This window comes from Mesorhizobium sp. M6A.T.Ce.TU.002.03.1.1, assembly GCF_003997275.1.
Classification (GTDB): Bacteria; Pseudomonadota; Alphaproteobacteria; order Rhizobiales; family Rhizobiaceae; genus Mesorhizobium; species Mesorhizobium mediterraneum.
Map to the genome: position 1 here is coordinate 19,606 of NZ_RZTI01000055.1, position 18,198 is coordinate 37,803.

Sequence of the window (18,198 nt, forward strand, 5' to 3'; positions counted from 1 at the left end):
GCGATGGCAACGTCGCGTCCCGAACCGAAAGAGGCCACGCCGGACGGGCGGATCGCCGACAACATCGTCTATTTCGCCCGCACCCTGCGCAAGGCCGGCATGCAGGTCGGCCCGGCCTCAGTCAAAGACGCGATCGAGGCGGTGCTGTTCGCCGGCATCGGTTCCCGCGACGATTTTTACTGGACGCTGCATGCCGTTCTGGTCTCGCGGCATGAGGATCACCCCACCTTCGACGAGACGTTCCGGCTGTTCTGGAAATCGCACGAGCTGATCGAAAAGATGCTGGCGATGTTTTCGCCGGTGGCGCCCGACATTAGAGAGAAGCAGAAGCCGCGCGCCGCGGAAAACCGGGTCAGCCAGGCGATGTTCGAGGGTCATCAGAAGAACCAGCCGGTGCAGGAAATCCCCGAGATCGAGGTCGACGCCCGCTTCACCTTTTCCGGCAACGAGGTGCTGAGGGGCAAGGATTTTGCCCAGATGAACGCCGCCGAGATGACTGACGCCAAGAAGGCGATCGCCGAGTTGCGGCTGCCCTTCGACATGGTCAGGACACGGCGCTTCAAATCCAATGCGCATGGCCGCCGCATCGATCCGCGCGCCATGATGCGCTCGGCCGCGCGCACTGGCGGCGAACTGATCCTGCCGAAATTCCGGTCACCGCGCGAGGTTCACCCGCCGCTGGTCGTGCTTGCCGATATTTCCGGTTCGATGAGCCAGTACACGCGCATCTTCCTGCATTTCCTGCATGCGCTGACCGAAAAGCGCCGGCGCGTGCACGCTTTCGTTTTCGGCACCAGGCTGACAAATCTGACGCGGCAGATGCGCCATCGCGATCCCGACGCGGCACTCGCCGATTGCTCGGCGACGGTGAAGGACTGGTCGGGCGGCACCCGCATCGGCGATACGCTGGCCGAATTCAACCGGCTGTGGTCGCGGCGTGTGCTGGGGCAGGGCGCTGTCGTTCTCCTGATCACCGATGGGCTGGAGCGCGACGACGTTGCCGGCCTGTCGGAGGAGATGGAGCGTCTGCACAAATCCTGCCGGCGGCTGATCTGGTTGAACCCGCTGCTGCGCTTTGACGGCTTCGAGGCCCGCGCCCGTGGCGTCAAGGCGATGCTGCCGCATGTCGACGAGTTCCGCTCGGTGCACAATCTCGATGCGCTCGCCGACCTCTGCGCGTCGCTGGACAAGAAGTCGGCGCGCTCCGTCGACCCACGCCGATGGATTGAGGGTGGCGCGAGAAGCGCCGCATAGCCATATGTTTTCTCCGGGAGAAACGGTGATGGAAAGCAGTATTTATCTCGACGAGGCACGCGATCCGCTGATCATCGCGGAAGGCTGGATGAAGGACGGCAAGCATGTCGCCATTGCCACTGTGGTCGAGACCTGGGGCTCGGCGCCGCGTCCGGTCGGCAGCCATCTTGTCATCGACGCGGACGGCAATTTCCACGGCTCCGTCTCTGGCGGCTGCGTCGAAGGCGCGGTGGTGACCGAGGCGGTCGACGTCATCGACAGCGGCCAGGCTAAGATGCTGGAGTTCGGCGTCGCCGACGAAACCGCTTGGCAGGTCGGCCTGTCCTGTGGTGGGCGCATCAAGGTCTATGTCGAGCGGTTGGGTTAGAAGCATGATCCCGAACCGAAGGTCCGCGTCAGCGAAAAGTGGGAACCGGTTTTCGGACAAGATCATGCTCAAACAAGAGATCTTTTGATGGATCCATTCGCCTTAAAGACGCTGAACGCCGAACGCCGCGCCCGCCGCGCGGCGATCCTGGTCACCGATCTCGGCGACGGCCGCGATCGCATCGTGCGCGAAGGCGATCAGGTTGCCGGCGAATTGGGCGCTGCGATCGCCAAGGCGTTTCGATCAGGCAATTCCGGGTCGGTCGAGGCGGAAGGACGAACCTTCTTCCTCAATGCCTATCTGCCGCAGCCGCGCCTGTTGGTGATCGGCGCCGTTCATATCAGCCAGGCACTGGCGCCGATGGCCAAGATCGCCGGCTATCCCGTCGAGATCGTCGATCCGCGCACGGCCTTTGCCACAGCAGACCGCTTTCCCGATGTGGCGCTGCATGCCGAATGGCCGGAGGACATCCTGAAACGCCAGCCGCTCGACAGCTATACGGCGCTGGCCGCCGTCACCCATGATCCGAAGATCGACGACTTCGCGCTGAAGGCCGCGCTCGACGCCAACTGCTTCTATGTCGGGGCGCTCGGCAGCCGCAAGACCCATGCTAAGCGCGTCGAGCGCCTGCTCGCACTGGGCGCGACCGCCGACCAGATCGCCCGTATCCACGCGCCGATCGGCTTGGACATCGGCGCAGCGAGCCCGGCCGAGATCGCGGTCGCGGTGCTGGCACAGGCGATCCACGCCTTTCGCTCGCGCGGCCTCGAAGCCAAGGACGCGGTGGCGTGAAATTTGGTCCAATCCCCGTAGATACGGCCGAAGGCGCGGTGCTGGCGCACGCCACTACCGCCGGAGAACGGCGTTTCCGCAAGGCACATCGGTTAAGTGCCGATGACCTGTCACTGCTGAAAGCGGCCGGGTTCAACGAGGTTGTAGCCGCTGTCCTTGCGCCCGATGATCTTAGCGAGGACGCTGCTGCCGAAAAAATCGTCGAAAGCATGATCCACCGCAACATCGAGGCTAAGCCCGCCGCAACCGGCCGGGTCAACCTCCATGCTCAAGCGGCCGGCATCTTCACCGTCGATGCGGCGATGATCGACGCCATCAACGCCGTCGATCCGACCATCACCATCGCCACGCTGGCGCAGCATGCGCCGGTCGAAAAGAGCCAAATGGTGGCGACCGTGAAGATCATTCCCTTCGCGGTCGGCGCCGTGCTGGTCGATGCGGTGGCAAGGATCTGCGCCGGCAGCGAGATCTTTGCCGTCAATGCCTATCAGCCGGTGCGCGTAGGCGTCATCCAGACGGTGTTGCCCGGCATCAAGCCGAGCGTGCTCGACAAAACGTTGCGTGTCACCGAAGCCCGCCTGGCGCGCTCGGGCGGCCGGCTGACGGCGGAGCGCCGCACGCCGCACGAAATTGGCCCCGTTGCGGAGGCTGCGGCCTCGCTGGCGCGCGACAACGACATGGTGGTGATCTTCGGCGCCTCGGCGATGAGCGATTTTGGCGACGTCGTCCCGGCGGCGATCGAGAGGGCCGGCGGGACCGTCATCCGCGCCGGCATGCCGGTCGATCCCGGCAATCTGCTGGTGCTCGGCACACTTGGCGGCAAGCGCATTATCGGTGCGCCTGGCTGCGCCCGCAGTCCCAAGGAGAACGGCTTCGACTGGGTTCTCGACCGGTTGATTGCCGGCATCGACGTGACGGCCAAAGATATTGCCGGCATGGGTGTCGGCGGTTTGTTGATGGAGATCCCGACGCGGCCGCAGCCGCGCGAGCCGCTGCCGGCCAGGGCCGAGTTGAAGGTCGATATCGTGCTGCTGGCCGCCGGCCGCTCCAGCCGCATGGGCGGCCCGAACAAGCTGCTGGCGCTGTTCGACGGTAAGCCGCTGGTCCGCCGCGCCGCCGAGCGCGCGCTCGGCTCGAAAGCCTCTGATACAATCGTCGTCACCGGCCATCAGCGCGAGCGGGTGCGGACGGTATTGTCGGGCCTCGACGTGACCTTCGCCGACAATCCGGATTTCGCTGACGGCCTGTCTTCATCGCTGAAGGCAGGCATCGCGCGGGTCAGCGGCGACGCCGCCGGCGCCATGATCGTTCTCGGCGACATGCCGGGTGTTTCGTCGGCCGACCTCGACAGGCTGATCGACGCATTCCGCAAGTCCGAGGGCCGCTCGGTCGTGCGCGCCTCGCATGGGGGAAAGCGAGGCAATCCAGTGCTGCTGCCGCGCTCGCTGTTTGCGGCGATCGCTCATCTCGAAGGCGATACCGGCGCACGCCATCTGGTCGAGGCCGAAGGGCTTGATGTCGTCGATGTCGAGATCGGCAAGGGGGCGTCCATCGATGTCGACACCCGCGAGGCTCTGGAAGGTGCCGGCGGCGTGCTGCAGGATTGACAAACCGAAGCCGAAAAACGATGCCTTTGGCATGGCTTTCCGTTTATCAGTTCTGACCTCGATATTTCTTTTGTTTTCGGGTTTGGCGTATGGCCAAACGCTGTCGCTAAAGCCCTTCAAGGACGATCTCTTCGCCTATCCGGCCACGCTCTCATCCCAGGACAATGGCGCCTATACGGTCATCGACTATCGGGAGATGCGCGATATCAACGCCCGCGACGAGGTGCCGGAGCGCCGCGCGCAGGCGCAGTACGTCGAAACCGGGGTGCGCAAGGTGCAGCAGGATCTGTCGCTGAAAAGCGGGGCCGGCAATATCCGTCACGTCGCCGTCGGCCGCACGCAAGGTGCCGGCATCATCGTGCTCTATCTGCACGGGCAGGGCGGCAGCCGCAAGCAGGGCGTCGACGACTTCACCTTCGGTGGCAATTTCAACCGCATCAAGAACCTGATGGCCAGCAATGGCGGCCTCTATCTCTCCCCGGACTTTTCCGATTTCGGCGACACGGGTGCTGCCCAAATCGCCGCGCTGATCGGCCACTATGCCGAACGGTCGCCGGACGCCAAGATCTTCGTTGCCTGCGGCTCGATGGGCGGCGCATTGTGCTGGAAGCTTGCTGCCCGCAAGGATATGGGCGGCCGCGTCGACGGGTTGCTGCTGCTCGGTTCGCTGTGGGATGAGAGTTTTTTCTCCAGCCCCGCCTTCAAGCGCCGCGTTCCGGTTTTCTTTGGCCAGGGCAGCAAGGACCCGGTGTTTCCAGTCGAGAAACAGGAAGCCTTCTTCCGTTCGATACTGGCCAAATCGAAAACTTATCCGGCCCGCTTTGTCCGCTTCGAGACCGGCACGCACGGCACGCCGATCCGCATGACCGACTGGCGCGGCACGCTCAACTGGATGCTGTCGAAGGCCCCTTAAGGCGCGGTGTTGTAGTCCACCACCGTCTGCGGGTTGATCTCGCCGTCATAGGAGGCGTCGACATCGTACTGCACCAGCGAGAAATTGCCGTTGCGAAACAGATAGGTCCCGGCTGACGAGGCGTCACCGACGCCGCGCCACTTGTTGAGCGACGAGATCGTCTTGGTGCCGTCGTCATATTCGGAATTGACCAGCTGGTCGTCTGTCTCGAAGCCGATGACGTTGATCGCCTCGACCTTACCCTCGCTATCGTTGTTCTCATAGTGGATATCGAGCTCCGGCGAGGCGAACTGCAACTGCCGGACACCGGATACATCATCCGCGATGTAGTAGACGGCACTCTCATTGTAGGCAGCCATCGAGCAGAAGAAGCGGAATAGCCGCGTCTCGCGTTCGGGCTCGTCGGCCTCGGCGCCGGCATCCTTGTAGCGGAGGGAGTAGGCATCCGGCTCTCCCAAAGGCTCGCCGCCAGGCATCTCCTTGTCGCATTGTTCGCCGTACGTGGCGGCAAACGCCTTCTTGGCCTGCTCCAGCGCCGCATCCTTCTTCGGCGGCGGTGGTCCGTCGCCGCAGCTTTCTGGCATGGCGTTCTCGAAATCGGCCTTGGACGGCTTCAGCGCGCCCTTGTCGATGAAGATCGGGCGAAATGGCGGCTCCTGGATCTGGGCATTGACCTGCCGCAACGTGTAGCAACCGGCAAAGATATTTTCGCTGCCGTCCTTGGCCGTCGCCCGGATGGCGACCGGAACATTGTAATAGATGCTGCCGGCCGCCCCGTCGTCCGATACGGCGCCGGTTTTGACGTCGACCCTTTCGGTGCCGTCATAGCCCTTGACGAACGCACCGAAATCCTTGGCCGGCTTGGTGTCGCCGAAATAGTCCCAGGCGCGCGCGAATTCTTGCCGGTTGATGGCACTGTAGAGCGAGCGGATGACCGCTTCGGCGTCCGACCTGTCATCGACATAGGGCGCTTCGGCGGCGAGCACTGGTTGGCCTGTCACGGCCAGGGAGAAAAAAGCGGTCGCTGCGAAAAGGGCGCTTCTCATCGGGAATCTCCACCAGATGGGAAATCCTATCATACCGATTGCGGCGACGTGGTGACGCTTGAAGAATCGGCTGCGAAGGCGCTACGTCCCGCCGTCGGCGTTCCCGCCGGATAGGAGATTCACGTGACCATATCGATGTACGAAGCGTCTGTGCCGGTGTTTTCGGCCAGGTTGAAGGCGCTATCCAACGTGCTGAGCATCGCCGAGCAGAATGCGCTCGACCGGAAGATCGATCCGCAGGTGTTTTTGACGTCGAGGCTGGCGCCGGACATGTACGCGCTGACGAGACAGGTGCAGATCGCCACCGACCACGCCAAGGGCGCCCCATCGCGGCTTGCCGGCCGCGAGGTGCCCAAATACGAAGACAACGAGGCGAGCTTTGCCGATCTCCAGGCGCGTATCGCCAAGACCGTCGACCATCTGGCGACATTCTCGGCTGCCGATATGGACGGCTCCGATGACAGAATGATCGAGCTGAAGCTTGGCCAGCGCGAATTCTCGATGGCCGGCATGCAGTATCTGCTGCATCTCGCCATGCCCAATTTCTATTTCCACCTGACCACCGCCTACGACATTCTGCGTCACAATGGTGTGCCGCTGAGCAAGGCGATTTTCATGGGATCGCGTTGAAGAATGGCGAGGAGATATCCCGGTCGGAGCCGGGATATCCGACTAGCGTGAGGACATTTCGCGGGCGACGCGCGGGAAGTCGGCTGGTTTGATGCCGATATCCGCACGGTCGGCATTGCTCATCGAATGAAGCAGCGCCAGAGCCGCGCGATAGCGCAGACGTTCCTGCGGACGCGGACGGGCGAACATTTCAGTGAGGAAACCCATGATTCAAGCCCCTGGTTGGTCCTCCCCGAGTCGCAATATAGGCAAATCATGACAATTGTGCAGTGCAGCATTTGCATGGCAGCCATGCTGCGCAGGCTTTTTTATCACAATCGACTTGACCGGTGAAACTTCCGGCGCGGGCTAACCGTATAGCTGAACGCTGGCACAGGGCCGGTTTTTCCTCGCCATTCCTGGCGAAATTCCGGACTGCATGAGAATGCAGTCCGGCTTTTTGTTGGCTGCCGCATTTGGCTGGATTTCACGGAAAAGTCGCCGGTCGATTGGCGGTGGGCTTGGAGACAGCCCGCGCCTTCCTATATGCTGCGGCTTCCTCCCGCGCAGTCGCGCAATGCTTTCCCGACGGAGAAAAATTCCATGCACAAACGCCGCCTCGGTCGGACCGATCTTCTTGTTTCCCAGATTTGCTTGGGATCGATGACCTGGGGCCAGCAGAACACCGAAGTGGACGGCCACGCCCAGATGGACCTGGCCTTTTCGCGCGGCGTCAACTTCATCGACACTGCCGAGCTTTACCCGATCCCGCCCAAGGCGGAGACGCAAGGCTGGACCGAGAAGATCATCGGCAGCTGGATGAAAGCTCGGGGCAACCGCGATCAAGTGATTCTCGCCTCGAAAGTGGTTGGCCGCACCGCCAATGCATGGTTCCGCGGCGGGCGCCCGTCGAAGCTGGTGCGCGCCGACATTTTCGATGCCGTCGAAAAATCGCTGACCAGGCTCAACACCGACTATCTCGATCTCTATCAGATCCATTGGCCGGAACGGGACGTGCCGTGGGGTGCCAACCCGAACCGTATCGGCGCCGTGGCGCCACGGGCCGATTCCGTTGGCGCGCCGGCCGGCGAGACGCCGATCGCGGAGACGCTCGCCGTCTTCGACGAATTGGTGAAGGCAGGAAAAATCCGCCATTTCGGCCTGTCGAACGAAAGTTCCTGGGGCGTCATGCGGTTCGTCGCCGAAGCCGACAAGGGCATTGGTCCACGCCTGGTGTCGCTGCAGAACGCCTATAATTTCGTCAATCGCGGTTTCGAGGTGAACCTTGCCGAAGTTTGCGAACGTGAGCAGATTTCCCTGCTCGCCTATTCGCCGCTGGGACAAGGCTATTTGACCGGAAAATACGATCACGGCGCGCGGCCGCAAGGCTCGCGTTCTCAGCTTTTCAACCGCGGCCAGCGCTACGAGACGCCCAATGCCGCGGAGGCGCAGCTTGAGTACAACGAGCTGGCGCGCTCTTTCGGCATGGAGCCGGCATTGTTTGCCAACGCTTATGTCACGAGCCGGCCTTTCGTCACCTCGAGCATCATCGGCGCGACGACCATTTCGCAGCTCGAAATGGCGCTGTCTTCCGCCGATGTCGCCTGGACCGAGGACATGCAGAAGGCGGTCGATGCAATCCACCAGCGTGTCGGTAACCCGTGTCCGTGAGCTGCTTTCCGGCGCTGTAGGGCGGGATTGCATAATAATTACAATATGGAGGGAGAAAAAGTGAATTTTCCGATTGAGGTCGTGCGCGAGAAATTTCCGGCACTGTCGCTGACCGACAAGGGCCGTCGCCGCATCTATCTCGACAACCCTGCCGGCACGCAGGTGCCGCAAGCGGTTGCCGATGCGGTGTCACGCTGCCTGCTGACCACAAACGCCAATCTCGGCGGCTTCTTCGAAACCACGATTGCGGCGCAACAGATCGTCGACGACGCCCATGCGGCGATGGCCGATTTCCTCGGTGCTGCGAGCCCGCAGGAAATCATCATCGGCGCCAATATGACGACGCTGACCTATCACATGTCGCGCACGCTCGGCCGCACGATGAAACCGGGCGACGAGATCATCCTCACCCGCATGGATCACGAGGGCAACGTATCGCCGTGGCTGCAGCTGGCTGAAGACGTTGGTCTTGTCGTGCGCTGGCTGGCTTTCGACGAGCAGAGTTGGCAGATCGAGGAGGCTGCGCTTGCTACGCTGCTCACCGACAGGACGCGGCTGGTCGCCCTGAACTACGCCAGCAATCTGACCGGCTCGATCAACCGGGTGAAGGCCCTGACCGGCATTGCCAAGCAGGCCGGCGCGCTGGTCTACGTCGACGCCGTGCAGTTCGCGCCGCACGGCCTGATCGACGTCAGGGATCTCGGCTGCGATTTCCTGATCTGCTCGGCCTATAAATTCTTCGGGCCGCATATGGGCATCCTATGGGGCAAGCTGGATGTCATCGACGCGCTGAAGCCGTACAAATGCCGCTGTTCGTCCTATGCTCTGCCGGAGCGGTTCGAGCTCGGCACGCCGCAGATCGAGCTGATGGCCGGACTGACGGCCGCGGTCGATTACTTTGCAGAGCTGGGAATTGCAGCAGGCGACGGCAGTTCACGCCGCGCCAGGATCGCCAAGGCGTTCGAAGCATCAATAGCTTACGAAAACCCGTTGACTCAAAGGTTGATCGACGGGCTGTCGGCTATTTCAGGCCTGACGATCCGCGGCATCACCGATCCGGCCCGTGTCGGGGAGCGCGTGCCGACGGTTTCTTTCACGGTCGACGGCATCGTGCCGGAGACGATCGTGCGGCAGATGAATGCTGAAAACATCTTCCTGTGGTCCGGCCATAACTATGCTTGGGAGATCGTCCACCAGCTCGGCATCCCGGCCGAGCAGGGCGTCGTGCGCATCGGCATCGCTCACTACAATACGGCGGCCGAGATCGAAGAGACGCTGGAGAGCGTGCACCGTGTCATCGCCATGCTGCGACAGGAGCGATGCTGACGCGACATTCGGCTGATATCACCGCTTCCTGCCGCCGCCGAAGCCGGTGAGGAACGCAGTAAGGTTGTCGCCGAGTTCGTCGCAGAGATAGCCGCCTTCCTGCACGATGACCGTCGGCAGGCCGAGCCCGGCGATGGCCTCGCCGATGCGCGAGAAGCCCGGCGTCGTCACCGACAGCCCGCCGAACGGATCGCCCTCGAAGGCGTCGAGGCCGAGCGCCACCACAAGTGCTTCGGGCGCAAAGGCGCGAATGCGCTGGAAAGCCACGTCCAGCGCTTCGAGAAACGCCGCATCGCCGGATTTGCGTGGCAGCGGCAGGTTGAGATTGTAGCCGAGGCCTAGCCCTTCGCCGCGCTCGTCGGCATGGCCCCAGAAGAATGGATAGAAACGCGCCGGATCGGCATGCAGCGAGACGGTGAGCACGTCCGGCCGCACATAGAAAACGCCTTGCGTGCCGTTGCCGTGATGCAGGTCGACGTCGAGGATCGCCACCCGCGCTGCATTCTTGCGTAGCGTCTGTGCCGCGACCGCCGAATTGTTGATGAAGCAGAAGCCGCCGGCGACATCGGCAAAGGCGTGATGGCCCGGCGGTCGGCACAGCGCATAGGCGGCCGGCGCGCCCGCCATGACAACCTCAGCGGCTTCGACCGCGCTCCAGGCGCTCCACAGCGCGCTCTGCCAGGTCTCACCGGAGATCGGGCAAGCCGTGTCGGCCATGTGGTAGCCGGCCTGGCCGACCGCCGAGGCCGGATAGGAGCCGTTTCGCGCGATCGGGTGGATGTTGGGGATCACTTCCGCCGAAGCGCCCTCGATGCGCTGCCAGCGCGCGAAGATGTGCTCGAGAAAATCGAGATATTCGGGCGTATGCACCGCAGCAACCGGGCCAAGCCCATGATTTTTCGGCCGTTCGATCGTGCAGCCGACGGCCTTTGCGCCGGCGAGCAGCCGTTCGACGCGTTCCGGTTTTTCCGGATTGGGCTTTTGGGCGCCGCTGGAGAGGAACGCCTTGGGATCGTGGCGCTTCTGTTCTTCGGCATAGAAGGCTTTCATCTTGGCTCCTCATCCTCGGGCGTATCGGCGAAGGCGTAGAACGCGTCGCCGACGATCTTCTGCACCTGCTCGTAGCTCGACCAGGCAATGCCTAGCCTTTCGTAGAAGGCCTTGGCGGTTTCATTGTCGGTGTCGACGGACAGTCTGAGGTAGGCGCCGCCGTCCTTCCGGCATTGCGCCGCGGCACGCCGCAGAAGACGTTCACCGATCTTGCGGCCGCGAAACCGGTCTTCGACATAGAGGTCCTGCACATAGACGCCGGGCCGCCCCATCCAGGTCGAGAAGATCGGGAAATGCAGGCACAGGCCGGCGAACTCGCCGCCGACCTCCGCAATCAGCGTCGAGAAGGCAGGTTTTTCGCCAAACCCATAGGTGCGGAGGTCTTCGGCCGTAGAAGTGATTTCCTCGGGCGCGCCGATATGGGCGCCAAGCCGCAGGATCGCGGCATGGATGGTTTCAACGTCCTCGACGGTGCCGGGCCGGATGATGATGTTTTTGGAGGCTGGATTGGCAATTGTCACGACAAGCGAGGCGGCAAGAGGGGAGTGAAAGCAACCATCTCAGAACGCTACCCTATCGCCACCCTTGAGCGCCAGCATCTCGCGCGCCTCAGTGGGCGTGGCAACCTCCAGCGACAGCCCGTCGAGCACGCTGCGGATACGGCGCACCTGGTCGGTATTGGACTTCGCCAGCTGGCGGCCATCGTAAAGGCTGTCCTCCAGCCCGACGCGGACATTGCCGCCCATCGCAGCCGCAATCGAGATCATCGGCATCTGGTGGCGTCCGGCAGCCAGCACCGAAAACTGGTAGCTGTCGCCGAACAGTTTGTCGGCGATGCGCTTCATATGCACCAGATTGTCGGGGTCGGCGCCGATGCCGCCCAGTATGCCGAACACGAACTGGATGAACATGGGTCCCGACACCAGCCCCCGGTCGCGAAAATGCGCCAGCGAATAGAGATGGCCGACGTCGTAGCATTCGAATTCGAAACGTGTGCCGCAGCCCTTTCCAAGTCTTTCGAGCACGGTCTCCATGTCGGCAAAGGTGTTCTTGAAGATCGTGTCGCGGGTTGCCTCCAGCAGCTTGGGCTCCCACTCGTGCTGCCACTCTCTTGGCCGGTCGAGCATCGGGAACAGCGCGAAATTCATCGAGCCCATGTTGAGCGAGCACATTTCGGGCTCTGCCCTGAGCGGTGCGGCCAGACGCTGGTCGAGCGTCATCAGCGAGGAGCCGCCGGTGGTGATGTTGATCACCGCTGATGTCGCCTGCTTGATGCGCGGCAGGAACTGCATGAACACATCGGGATCGGCCGTTGGCCGCCCGTCCTTGGGGTCGCGGGCGTGAAGATGCAGGATCGAGGCGCCGGCTTCGGCGGCTGCGATTGCGTCTGCGGCGATCTGGTCCGGCGTCACCGGCAGATGCGGCGACATTGACGGCGTGTGCACCGACCCGGTGATGGCGCAGGTGATGATGACTTTTCGCGGCGCCATTTTTCAGCCTTCGACCGGCAGGTCGAGTTCGCCGGCCAGCACCTGCAGGGAGTCGCCAATGATGGCGATGATCTCGCCGATCTGTTCCCTGGTGACGATCATCGGCGGCGCCACCATGAAATTGTCGCCGTCGACGCCGCCCTTGACCTTTCGGCCATAGATGATCAGGCCGCGCTCATAGGCGAGATCGAGCAGGCGCTGGGTGGCCTTCTTCGCCGGCGCGATCGGCCTCAGCGTATCGGGGTCGGCGACCATCTCGGCACCTAGGAGCAGGCCCTTGCCACGCACATCGGCGATGAACGGAAAGCGCTTGGCCAACCCCTTCAACTCGCCCATCAAAAGGTCGCCCATGTCAGCCGCATTGGCGATCAGGCCGAGACGATCCATCTCGCCAAGCACAGCGAGCCCGGCGGCGCAGGCGAGCGGATTGCCGGCATAGGTATGGCCATGCTGGAAGCCGCCTGATGCGAGCACCGGCTGCACCAGCCGCATCGGTGCCGCCAGCGCGCCGAGCGGCGCGTAGCCAGAGCCCAGCCCCTTCGACAGCGCGACAATGTCGGGCTTGCAATTCCAGTGGTCACCGCCGAGGAATTTTCCAGTGCGGCCCGCACCGCTCATCACTTCGTCATGGATGAGCAGGATGCCGTAGCGGTCGCAGATTTCGCGGATGCGCGGATAATAGCTGTCCGGCGCCACCAGCGCCGCGGTGGCAGCGCCGCCGACCGGCTCCATGATGAAGGCGAGGACGCTTTCCGGTCCCTCGGCCAGGATTTTCTCCTCCAGCATGTCTGCGTAGCGGATGCCGCGCTGTTCCAGCGAGAGATTGTCACGATCGCGCCATGCGGCCGGTGCCGGCACGGTTGGCATGACCTGCATCATCGGGGCGAAAGTTTCGGCCAGCGCATCGTCGCCGGTGACGGACAGCGAACCAAGCGTGCCGCCATGATAGGAGGGAAAGCGCGTGATCACTTTCCAGCGCTTGGGCTGGCCGGTGGCGACAGCCCATTGCCGGGCAAGCTTGATACAAGATTCCGTCGCTTCCGAGCCGCCCGAGACGAAAAAGATGCGGTCCATCCCTTCGGGAAGTTTTCCGGCCAATTCTCGCGCCAGCTCCTCGGCCGGCTCGTTTTCGAAATGCAGCCGGTAGGCGAAGGTGGCGCGGTCCATCTGCCGCTTCATCGCGTCGAGCACGTTGCGGTTGGAATGACCGATATTGGCGACCATCGGTCCGCTCGATCCGTCGATGAAGCGGCGGCCGTCCTGCGTCCAGATGTAAATGCCTTCGGCGCGATCAACCAGCGGCCGGCGCAGGCTGGACAAATAGAACAGATGCGACGGCGGGCGCGTTTCGGTGTCCGGGGCAGGGCTCTGGGATTTCAGCATGTCAGGACTTTCCAAGATAGCGGTCGAGAACATTTTTGGTGACGCGCTCGACCATCGCGTCCTGCTTTAGCAGGCCGGCGACCCATTCGCAGCTTCCGGCGTGGAACACCTCGCCCTTGCCGCGCGGGAAATTGACGATCATGCCGTTGCTGTGTTTGACCTTGTCGAGATTGGCGTCACTCGCGTCGCCGAACAGCGTCTCGGCGGAAAAGCGGCCGTCGGCATCGCCGAGAAACTGGTCCTCGAACGCAATGTCGGCGCTCTCCTCGACCTGGCTGGCCATGCCGACGGCGAGAATTTGCAGCCCATCGGGTGCGCCGCTGTCGGGCGTGGGGTAGGGCAGGCCGCCGCGGATTTCGTGATCGAGCCCGTCGACCTCATAGCCATAGACATGGCTGTCGGCGCCGAGCAGGTCGCCATAGTAGATGCCTGTGCCGGCGAACGCCCAGTGCTCCGGCCGGTAGATCGGAAAGCCGCGCACGCCGCGCGGCGCGCAACCGCCCCAGCCGGCATAGAGGCCCCTCGTCGCATTGAGCCCGAAGGTCGCGGCACCCGGCCGGCCAATCTCAGGTGCTTCCCAGGAATTGGTGGCGCGGGTCACGTCGCCGCCCCGATAGGCCGGATCCTCGGCGCGGGCGCGGTATTTGTAGCAGACCTGCCGGCGGCCCTCGTCCTCCAGCCGCGTCTGCCACATGAAATTGCCGGCGAAGCGCGCCGCATGGCCGCCGCGCTCGACGTAGGCGTCGACCGCGTCGCGCATCTCCCAGGTCCAGTATTCGTCATGTCCGACGAAGACAACGCAGTCATAGCCGTCGAGGATTTCGGGCGAGAAATGCAGTTCGTGCTGGCTGGCAAGGTCGGCGGCATAGCCGGCGCGCTCGGCAAATCGAAAGAAGTGGCTGTCATAGCTTGCCCAGCCGGACGAGGCATATTTCTTCGAATGGCCGGTGGCGAAGGCCCATTCCATATGCGGATAGCGCGGCACGGTCTTGGGCGGCACGGCGACCTCGAGCGGCACACGCGGCGCCTCCTTCGGCAGAACGACAAAGCCGCGGCACCATGGCCGCTGCGTCGACACCATTGAGGCATACTGGTCGCGGTTCGGACCGGTGATGCCTTCGTAATGATTGGAGCCGCCCCACGTGTTGTAGGCAAGCCAGGTGCCGGTGGCTGCAACCTGCAGCACACGACCGCGTTTCTTGCCGGGCTGCGGGCCGACGATGAAAAGATGGTGGCAGCGGATCGGCTTGCCGTCGCGGCCGTCCGCCGTCAGCGTGACGCGGTAGGCTCCGGACGGCCAGTCGTCGCCGACGCGGAATTCAAACGACGCATCCCAGCCGCAGCCCACGACCGAACATTGGTCGGGTGTATCCTGCCAGCGCGCCGCGATCCCAGCCTTGTCGAACATTTTAGTTTCGGTGCCGCCGTCGCGGACGATCGACATGCTGCAGCTGGACGCCGTCGAGCTGACATGCAGCACCACCATCTCGCTCCGGCGGTATGAAAAACGATCGCTGTAGCACCAGATCTCGCCGTGTTCGCCATCCATCCCCGGCCACTCGTAATAGTGGCCGCGCACGGCTTGCCGGCGCTGGTGGGGCGTCAGTCCGAAATCGGGGAATTCGGTAGGAAGCTTGGTCATGAACGCCTGTGAAGGGTCGAACGCGTCATTTCGACCATCTGGCGGCCAACCGTCAATTGGAAACGATCGGGCCAGCGATAGCTCACAGCCGGCCTTGGCCTTGCCTGCCAAACAGATTATCTCACAAAGGGCGGCCTTTTCCGCCACGGGAGCCGACATGCTGAGAGTGCAAAAGGTCAGGGTTGACGACATCTATGTGCCGACCGCGCGCAAGAAGACGCTGCATCCCGAAACCGTCCGGCATCTGGCCGAGGACATTCTGGAGAACGGCATGAAGACGCCGATCCAGGTGCGCCATGACGGCAAGCGCCATATCCTGGTCGAAGGCCTGCACCGGCTGGAAGCAGCGAAGTGGCTCGGCGAGACCGATATCGATGCCTATCTGGTGCAAGCCAAGCGCCACTAAGCTCTCATTCGGCGTCCGCCGGAGTCGGCCTGGCGAAGTTTTTCGCGAGACCCGTGTCGGGCTGCGCGTTGTCCGCTCGTCTTTGAGACGGAAACCGGCATTCAAGCCAACTCTTTTGCAAGCAAGTGAGGAGACCATCATGACCACCAAGCTCGATATCGCCCCCAGCTCGGACCGTGAACTGGTTCTTGCCCGCATCATCGATGCGCCGCGCGAGAACGTTTACCGCTGCTGGACCGAGCCGAAGCTCGTGACGCAATGGTTCGCGCCAAAGCCGTGGACGACGCCGCGCGCCGAAATGGATGTGCGCACCGGCGGCTCCAGCCTGGTTGTCATGGCGGGTCCCGACGGCAATGAATTCCCGAATCCCGGCATCTTCCTCGAAGTCGTGCCGGGCAAGAAGATCGTTCTCACCGACGCCTATACGAAGGCGTGGGAGCCGTCCGAAAAACCGTTCATGACGGTCGTGCTGACCTTCGAGGATGAGGGCGAGGGCAAGACCCGCTACATCGCCCGGGTTGCGCATTGGTCCGTCACTGACCGCGAGGAGCACGAGAAAATGGGCTTTCACGAGGGCTGGGGCCAGTGCGCCGACCAGCTCGAAGAACTGGCCAAGCGGCTTTGATGTCAGCAGGACGGTAGGAGACCGACATGTCCAGATCGATGTTTTTCGCCATTTTCGCCTCGGCTGCGGCGCTGTTCGCCGCGCCGGGCTCCACCAAAGCCGAGGAAGCAAAGCCCGCCATGATCACCGAAACGAAAGCAATGCCGAAGCCGGCGAAATCCGGCCTGCTGCCGATCAACGGCCTGAATTACTATTACGCCGTCTACGGTAGGGGCGAGCCGCTGCTCCTGCTGCATGGTGGTCTCGGCACCACCGACATGTTCGCGCCGATCCTGCCGAAGCTTGCCGAAAACCGCGCCGTCATCGGCGTCGACCTGCATGGCCACGGCCGCACCGCGCTCGGCGACCGGCCATTGAGCCTGGAGGCGATGGGCGACGACATGGCGGCGATCGTCAACGCGCTCGGCTATGAGCAGGTCGATGTCATGGGTTATTCGCTGGGCGGCGGCGTCGCCTTCCGCATGGCCGTCCAGCATCCCGAGGCAGTGCGCCGGCTGGTCCTGGTGTCGGCGGGTTATGCTTCGGACGGCTTCTATGCCGAGATGCGCGGCCAGCAGGCGCAGGTCGGCGCGGCGATGGCCGACATGATGAAGGAGACGCCGATGTACAAATCCTACGTGGCGGTCGCGCCGCATCCGCAGGATTTCCCGAAGCTGCTCGATCAGCTTGGCGCCTATATGCGCAAGGACTACGATTATTCCACCGACGTCCCGAAGCTGAAGATGCCCGTCATGCTGGCTTTCGGCGACAGCGACATGTACCGGCCAGAGCACGAGATCAAGTTCTATCAGATGCTCGGCGGCGGACTGAAGGACGCCGGCTGGATGCGCGAGAACCTGTCGCAGAACCGCCTGGCCATCCTGCCGAACCGCACCCATTACGACGTGTTCTTCGCGCCGGAACTGGTGGCCGCCGCGCTGCCCTTCCTCAATGGCGAGACCAAGGTCAAGACCTGGGACGAGATCGTCAGCGAAACGAACTGATCGCCTGACAATCGCTTGCCTGCTGTCTCCCGCGAGATGGCCGGCGACGCTCGTTGCGCGTTACGCCTGACCAGAACAGCAGAGCGGCTGCTGAAACCGCACCAAGAGTCTCGTCGGTCGCATCACGCCAAGAGATGGCGCCATCAACGCTTTTCAATTGACGCTGCTATGCCGGCAGCTACCTTGCCGTCAATCCTAGGAAAGAGGGGCTCAGGCAATGGCGAAATATCAAGGCGGCTGCCTGTGCGGGGCCGTGCGCTACCGCACTGATGCGGCGCCGATCAACGAGCGCGTCTGCCATTGCCGGCTTTGCCAGAAGGCGCTGGGCGCGGCCTTCAACGCCCGCGTGCTGTTCCGCATCGACGACGTGACGACAGAAGGACCGGTGGCATTGGTGAATTCCTCGCCCGATCTCAAGCGCGGCTTTTGCCCGGGCTGCGGCACGACGCTGTTTTCCCGCCGCGATTCCGCCGGCATCATCGGCGTCACGTCAGGCTCGCTCGACGATCCCTCGATATTCAAGCCGCAGATGCATATGTGGACCGCCTCGAAGCAGCCCTGGGTGCAGCTCGACGACGGCCTGCCGCAATATGAAGGCGCCCCGCCGCCCGCTTAACCTTCTCCCCTTGTTGTGGGAGAAGGTGGATTGGCGCGCAGCACCAAGACGGTTGAGGGGTGCTGGCCGGAGCGCTGTCGGTGCCAAGCTGGAACACCCCTCATCCGACCTCGCTTCGCGAGGCCACCTTCTCCCACAAGGAGGGCTTTGCACGGGGAGCGAAGTGGAGTTCGGTGGTCAGTGAGGGCCTTTTTGAAGGCCGGCAGAGCGGTTTTCCGCGGCCCTTGCGGGGCCTTTGTCGGTTTAGGCAGCCATCCTGCCGGATTGTGGACGCACTCCTCCCTCATGTCCGCCTCTCATCGGGTGGATAGAGGACGCCAATCATGGTGCGCAGATTGTAAGCGCAGGCGGCCAGTATGCACTGCGTGCGGTTGGTGGCGAGGTTGAAGAAGCGCAGGCGTCGCATGCCGTAACGCTC

General features: G+C 63.1%; 19 protein-coding genes. 12 read left to right on the plus strand and 7 right to left on the minus strand.

The window, feature by feature from the left end; all coding sequences use genetic code 11:
- Positions 1-3: 3 nt before the first annotated feature.
- From EOC93_RS17550 to EOC93_RS17570, 5 genes are all read left to right on the plus strand, one after another.
- On the plus strand, positions 4-1,254 hold the full coding sequence (locus tag EOC93_RS17550; RefSeq protein WP_127205227.1) for a VWA domain-containing protein: 1,251 nt from the start codon (positions 4-6) through the stop codon (positions 1,252-1,254).
- 28 nt (positions 1,255-1,282) lie between these two features.
- Positions 1,283-1,621: an XdhC family protein gene (locus tag EOC93_RS17555; RefSeq protein ID WP_095489553.1), complete on the plus strand. Its 339-nt coding sequence runs from the start codon at positions 1,283-1,285 to the stop codon at positions 1,619-1,621.
- A gap of 87 nt (positions 1,622-1,708) precedes the next feature.
- Positions 1,709-2,413 (plus strand): XdhC family protein, encoded by a 705-nt coding sequence (locus EOC93_RS17560; protein ID WP_127205228.1) that lies wholly within the window; start codon positions 1,709-1,711, stop codon positions 2,411-2,413.
- Positions 2,410-4,020 carry a molybdopterin-binding/glycosyltransferase family 2 protein gene (locus EOC93_RS17565; RefSeq protein WP_127205229.1) on the plus strand — a complete coding sequence of 537 codons (1,611 nt, stop codon included), beginning with the start codon at positions 2,410-2,412 and terminating at the stop codon, positions 4,018-4,020. The genes EOC93_RS17560 and EOC93_RS17565 overlap by 4 nt, the downstream gene beginning before the upstream one ends.
- 31 nt (positions 4,021-4,051) lie before the next feature.
- Positions 4,052-4,933: an alpha/beta hydrolase gene (locus tag EOC93_RS17570; RefSeq protein ID WP_206532246.1), complete on the plus strand. Its 882-nt coding sequence runs from the start codon at positions 4,052-4,054 to the stop codon at positions 4,931-4,933.
- Here the strand turns inward: EOC93_RS17570 and EOC93_RS17575 are convergent.
- The gene (locus EOC93_RS17575) at positions 4,930-5,979 is read right to left on the minus strand and encodes a DUF1176 domain-containing protein (RefSeq protein ID WP_127205230.1); all 1,050 of its coding nucleotides are present in this window, start codon (positions 5,977-5,979) and stop codon (positions 4,930-4,932) included. The two genes, EOC93_RS17570 and EOC93_RS17575, sit on opposite strands and share 4 nt — an antisense overlap.
- 123 nt (positions 5,980-6,102) lie before the next feature.
- Between EOC93_RS17575 and EOC93_RS17580 the strand changes: the two genes are divergently transcribed.
- Complete coding sequence (locus EOC93_RS17580; protein WP_095489548.1) at positions 6,103-6,609, plus strand: DUF1993 family protein; 507 nt, start codon at positions 6,103-6,105, stop codon at positions 6,607-6,609.
- Positions 6,610-6,651: 42 nt separating this feature from the next.
- Here the strand turns inward: EOC93_RS17580 and EOC93_RS17585 are convergent, their stop codons facing one another.
- Positions 6,652-6,816 (minus strand): hypothetical protein, encoded by a 165-nt coding sequence (locus EOC93_RS17585; RefSeq protein WP_095489547.1) that lies wholly within the window; start codon positions 6,814-6,816, stop codon positions 6,652-6,654.
- 375 nt (positions 6,817-7,191) lie between these two features.
- On the opposite strand from EOC93_RS17585, the gene EOC93_RS17590 reads away from it, so the two are divergent.
- Together EOC93_RS17590 and EOC93_RS17595 are read left to right on the plus strand one after the other, a co-directional pair.
- Positions 7,192-8,259 (plus strand): aldo/keto reductase, encoded by a 1,068-nt coding sequence (locus EOC93_RS17590; protein ID WP_127205231.1) that lies wholly within the window; start codon positions 7,192-7,194, stop codon positions 8,257-8,259.
- A gap of 45 nt (positions 8,260-8,304) precedes the next feature.
- Positions 8,305-9,585: a cysteine desulfurase-like protein gene (locus tag EOC93_RS17595; RefSeq protein ID WP_164759175.1), complete on the plus strand. Its 1,281-nt coding sequence runs from the start codon at positions 8,305-8,307 to the stop codon at positions 9,583-9,585.
- Positions 9,586-9,603: 18 nt separating this feature from the next.
- On the opposite strand, the gene EOC93_RS17600 is transcribed toward EOC93_RS17595, so the two are convergent.
- Genes EOC93_RS17600 through EOC93_RS17620 form a run of 5 tightly spaced genes read right to left on the minus strand, consistent with a single transcriptional unit; the run spans position 9,604 to position 15,150 of the window.
- Positions 9,604-10,635 carry a histone deacetylase family protein gene (locus tag EOC93_RS17600; RefSeq protein WP_127205233.1) on the minus strand — a complete coding sequence of 344 codons (1,032 nt, stop codon included), beginning with the start codon at positions 10,633-10,635 and terminating at the stop codon, positions 9,604-9,606.
- Entirely contained in the window at positions 10,632-11,150 is a 519-nt protein-coding gene (locus tag EOC93_RS17605; protein ID WP_164759176.1) for a GNAT family N-acetyltransferase, read from the minus strand. Before EOC93_RS17605 ends, EOC93_RS17600 begins: the two co-directional genes overlap by 4 nt.
- 45 nt (positions 11,151-11,195) lie before the next feature.
- Entirely contained in the window at positions 11,196-12,125 is a 930-nt protein-coding gene (locus EOC93_RS17610) for a 3-keto-5-aminohexanoate cleavage protein (RefSeq protein WP_127205234.1), read from the minus strand.
- A 3-nt stretch (positions 12,126-12,128) separates the two neighbouring features.
- A complete protein-coding gene (locus EOC93_RS17615) occupies positions 12,129-13,508 on the minus strand; it encodes an aspartate aminotransferase family protein (RefSeq protein WP_127205235.1) in 1,380 nt (459 codons plus the stop codon).
- Position 13,509: 1 nt separating this feature from the next.
- Positions 13,510-15,150: a N,N-dimethylformamidase beta subunit family domain-containing protein gene (locus EOC93_RS17620; protein ID WP_127205236.1), complete on the minus strand. Its 1,641-nt coding sequence runs from the start codon at positions 15,148-15,150 to the stop codon at positions 13,510-13,512.
- A gap of 157 nt (positions 15,151-15,307) precedes the next feature.
- Here EOC93_RS17620 and EOC93_RS17625 point away from each other — a divergent pair, with 157 nt between their 5' ends.
- From EOC93_RS17625 to EOC93_RS17640, 4 genes are all read left to right on the plus strand, one after another.
- Complete coding sequence (locus tag EOC93_RS17625; protein WP_095489540.1) at positions 15,308-15,556, plus strand: ParB N-terminal domain-containing protein; 249 nt, start codon at positions 15,308-15,310, stop codon at positions 15,554-15,556.
- Between the two features lie 139 nt (positions 15,557-15,695).
- Entirely contained in the window at positions 15,696-16,181 is a 486-nt protein-coding gene (locus tag EOC93_RS17630) for an SRPBCC family protein (RefSeq protein WP_126106788.1), read from the plus strand.
- A gap of 26 nt (positions 16,182-16,207) precedes the next feature.
- Positions 16,208-17,164, plus strand: a complete 957-nt coding sequence (locus EOC93_RS17635; protein WP_127205237.1) for an alpha/beta hydrolase — start codon at positions 16,208-16,210, stop codon at positions 17,162-17,164.
- Between the two features lie 217 nt (positions 17,165-17,381).
- A complete protein-coding gene (locus EOC93_RS17640; RefSeq protein ID WP_126106786.1) occupies positions 17,382-17,780 on the plus strand; it encodes a GFA family protein in 399 nt (132 codons plus the stop codon).
- The last annotated feature ends 418 nt before the right edge of the window (positions 17,781-18,198 follow it).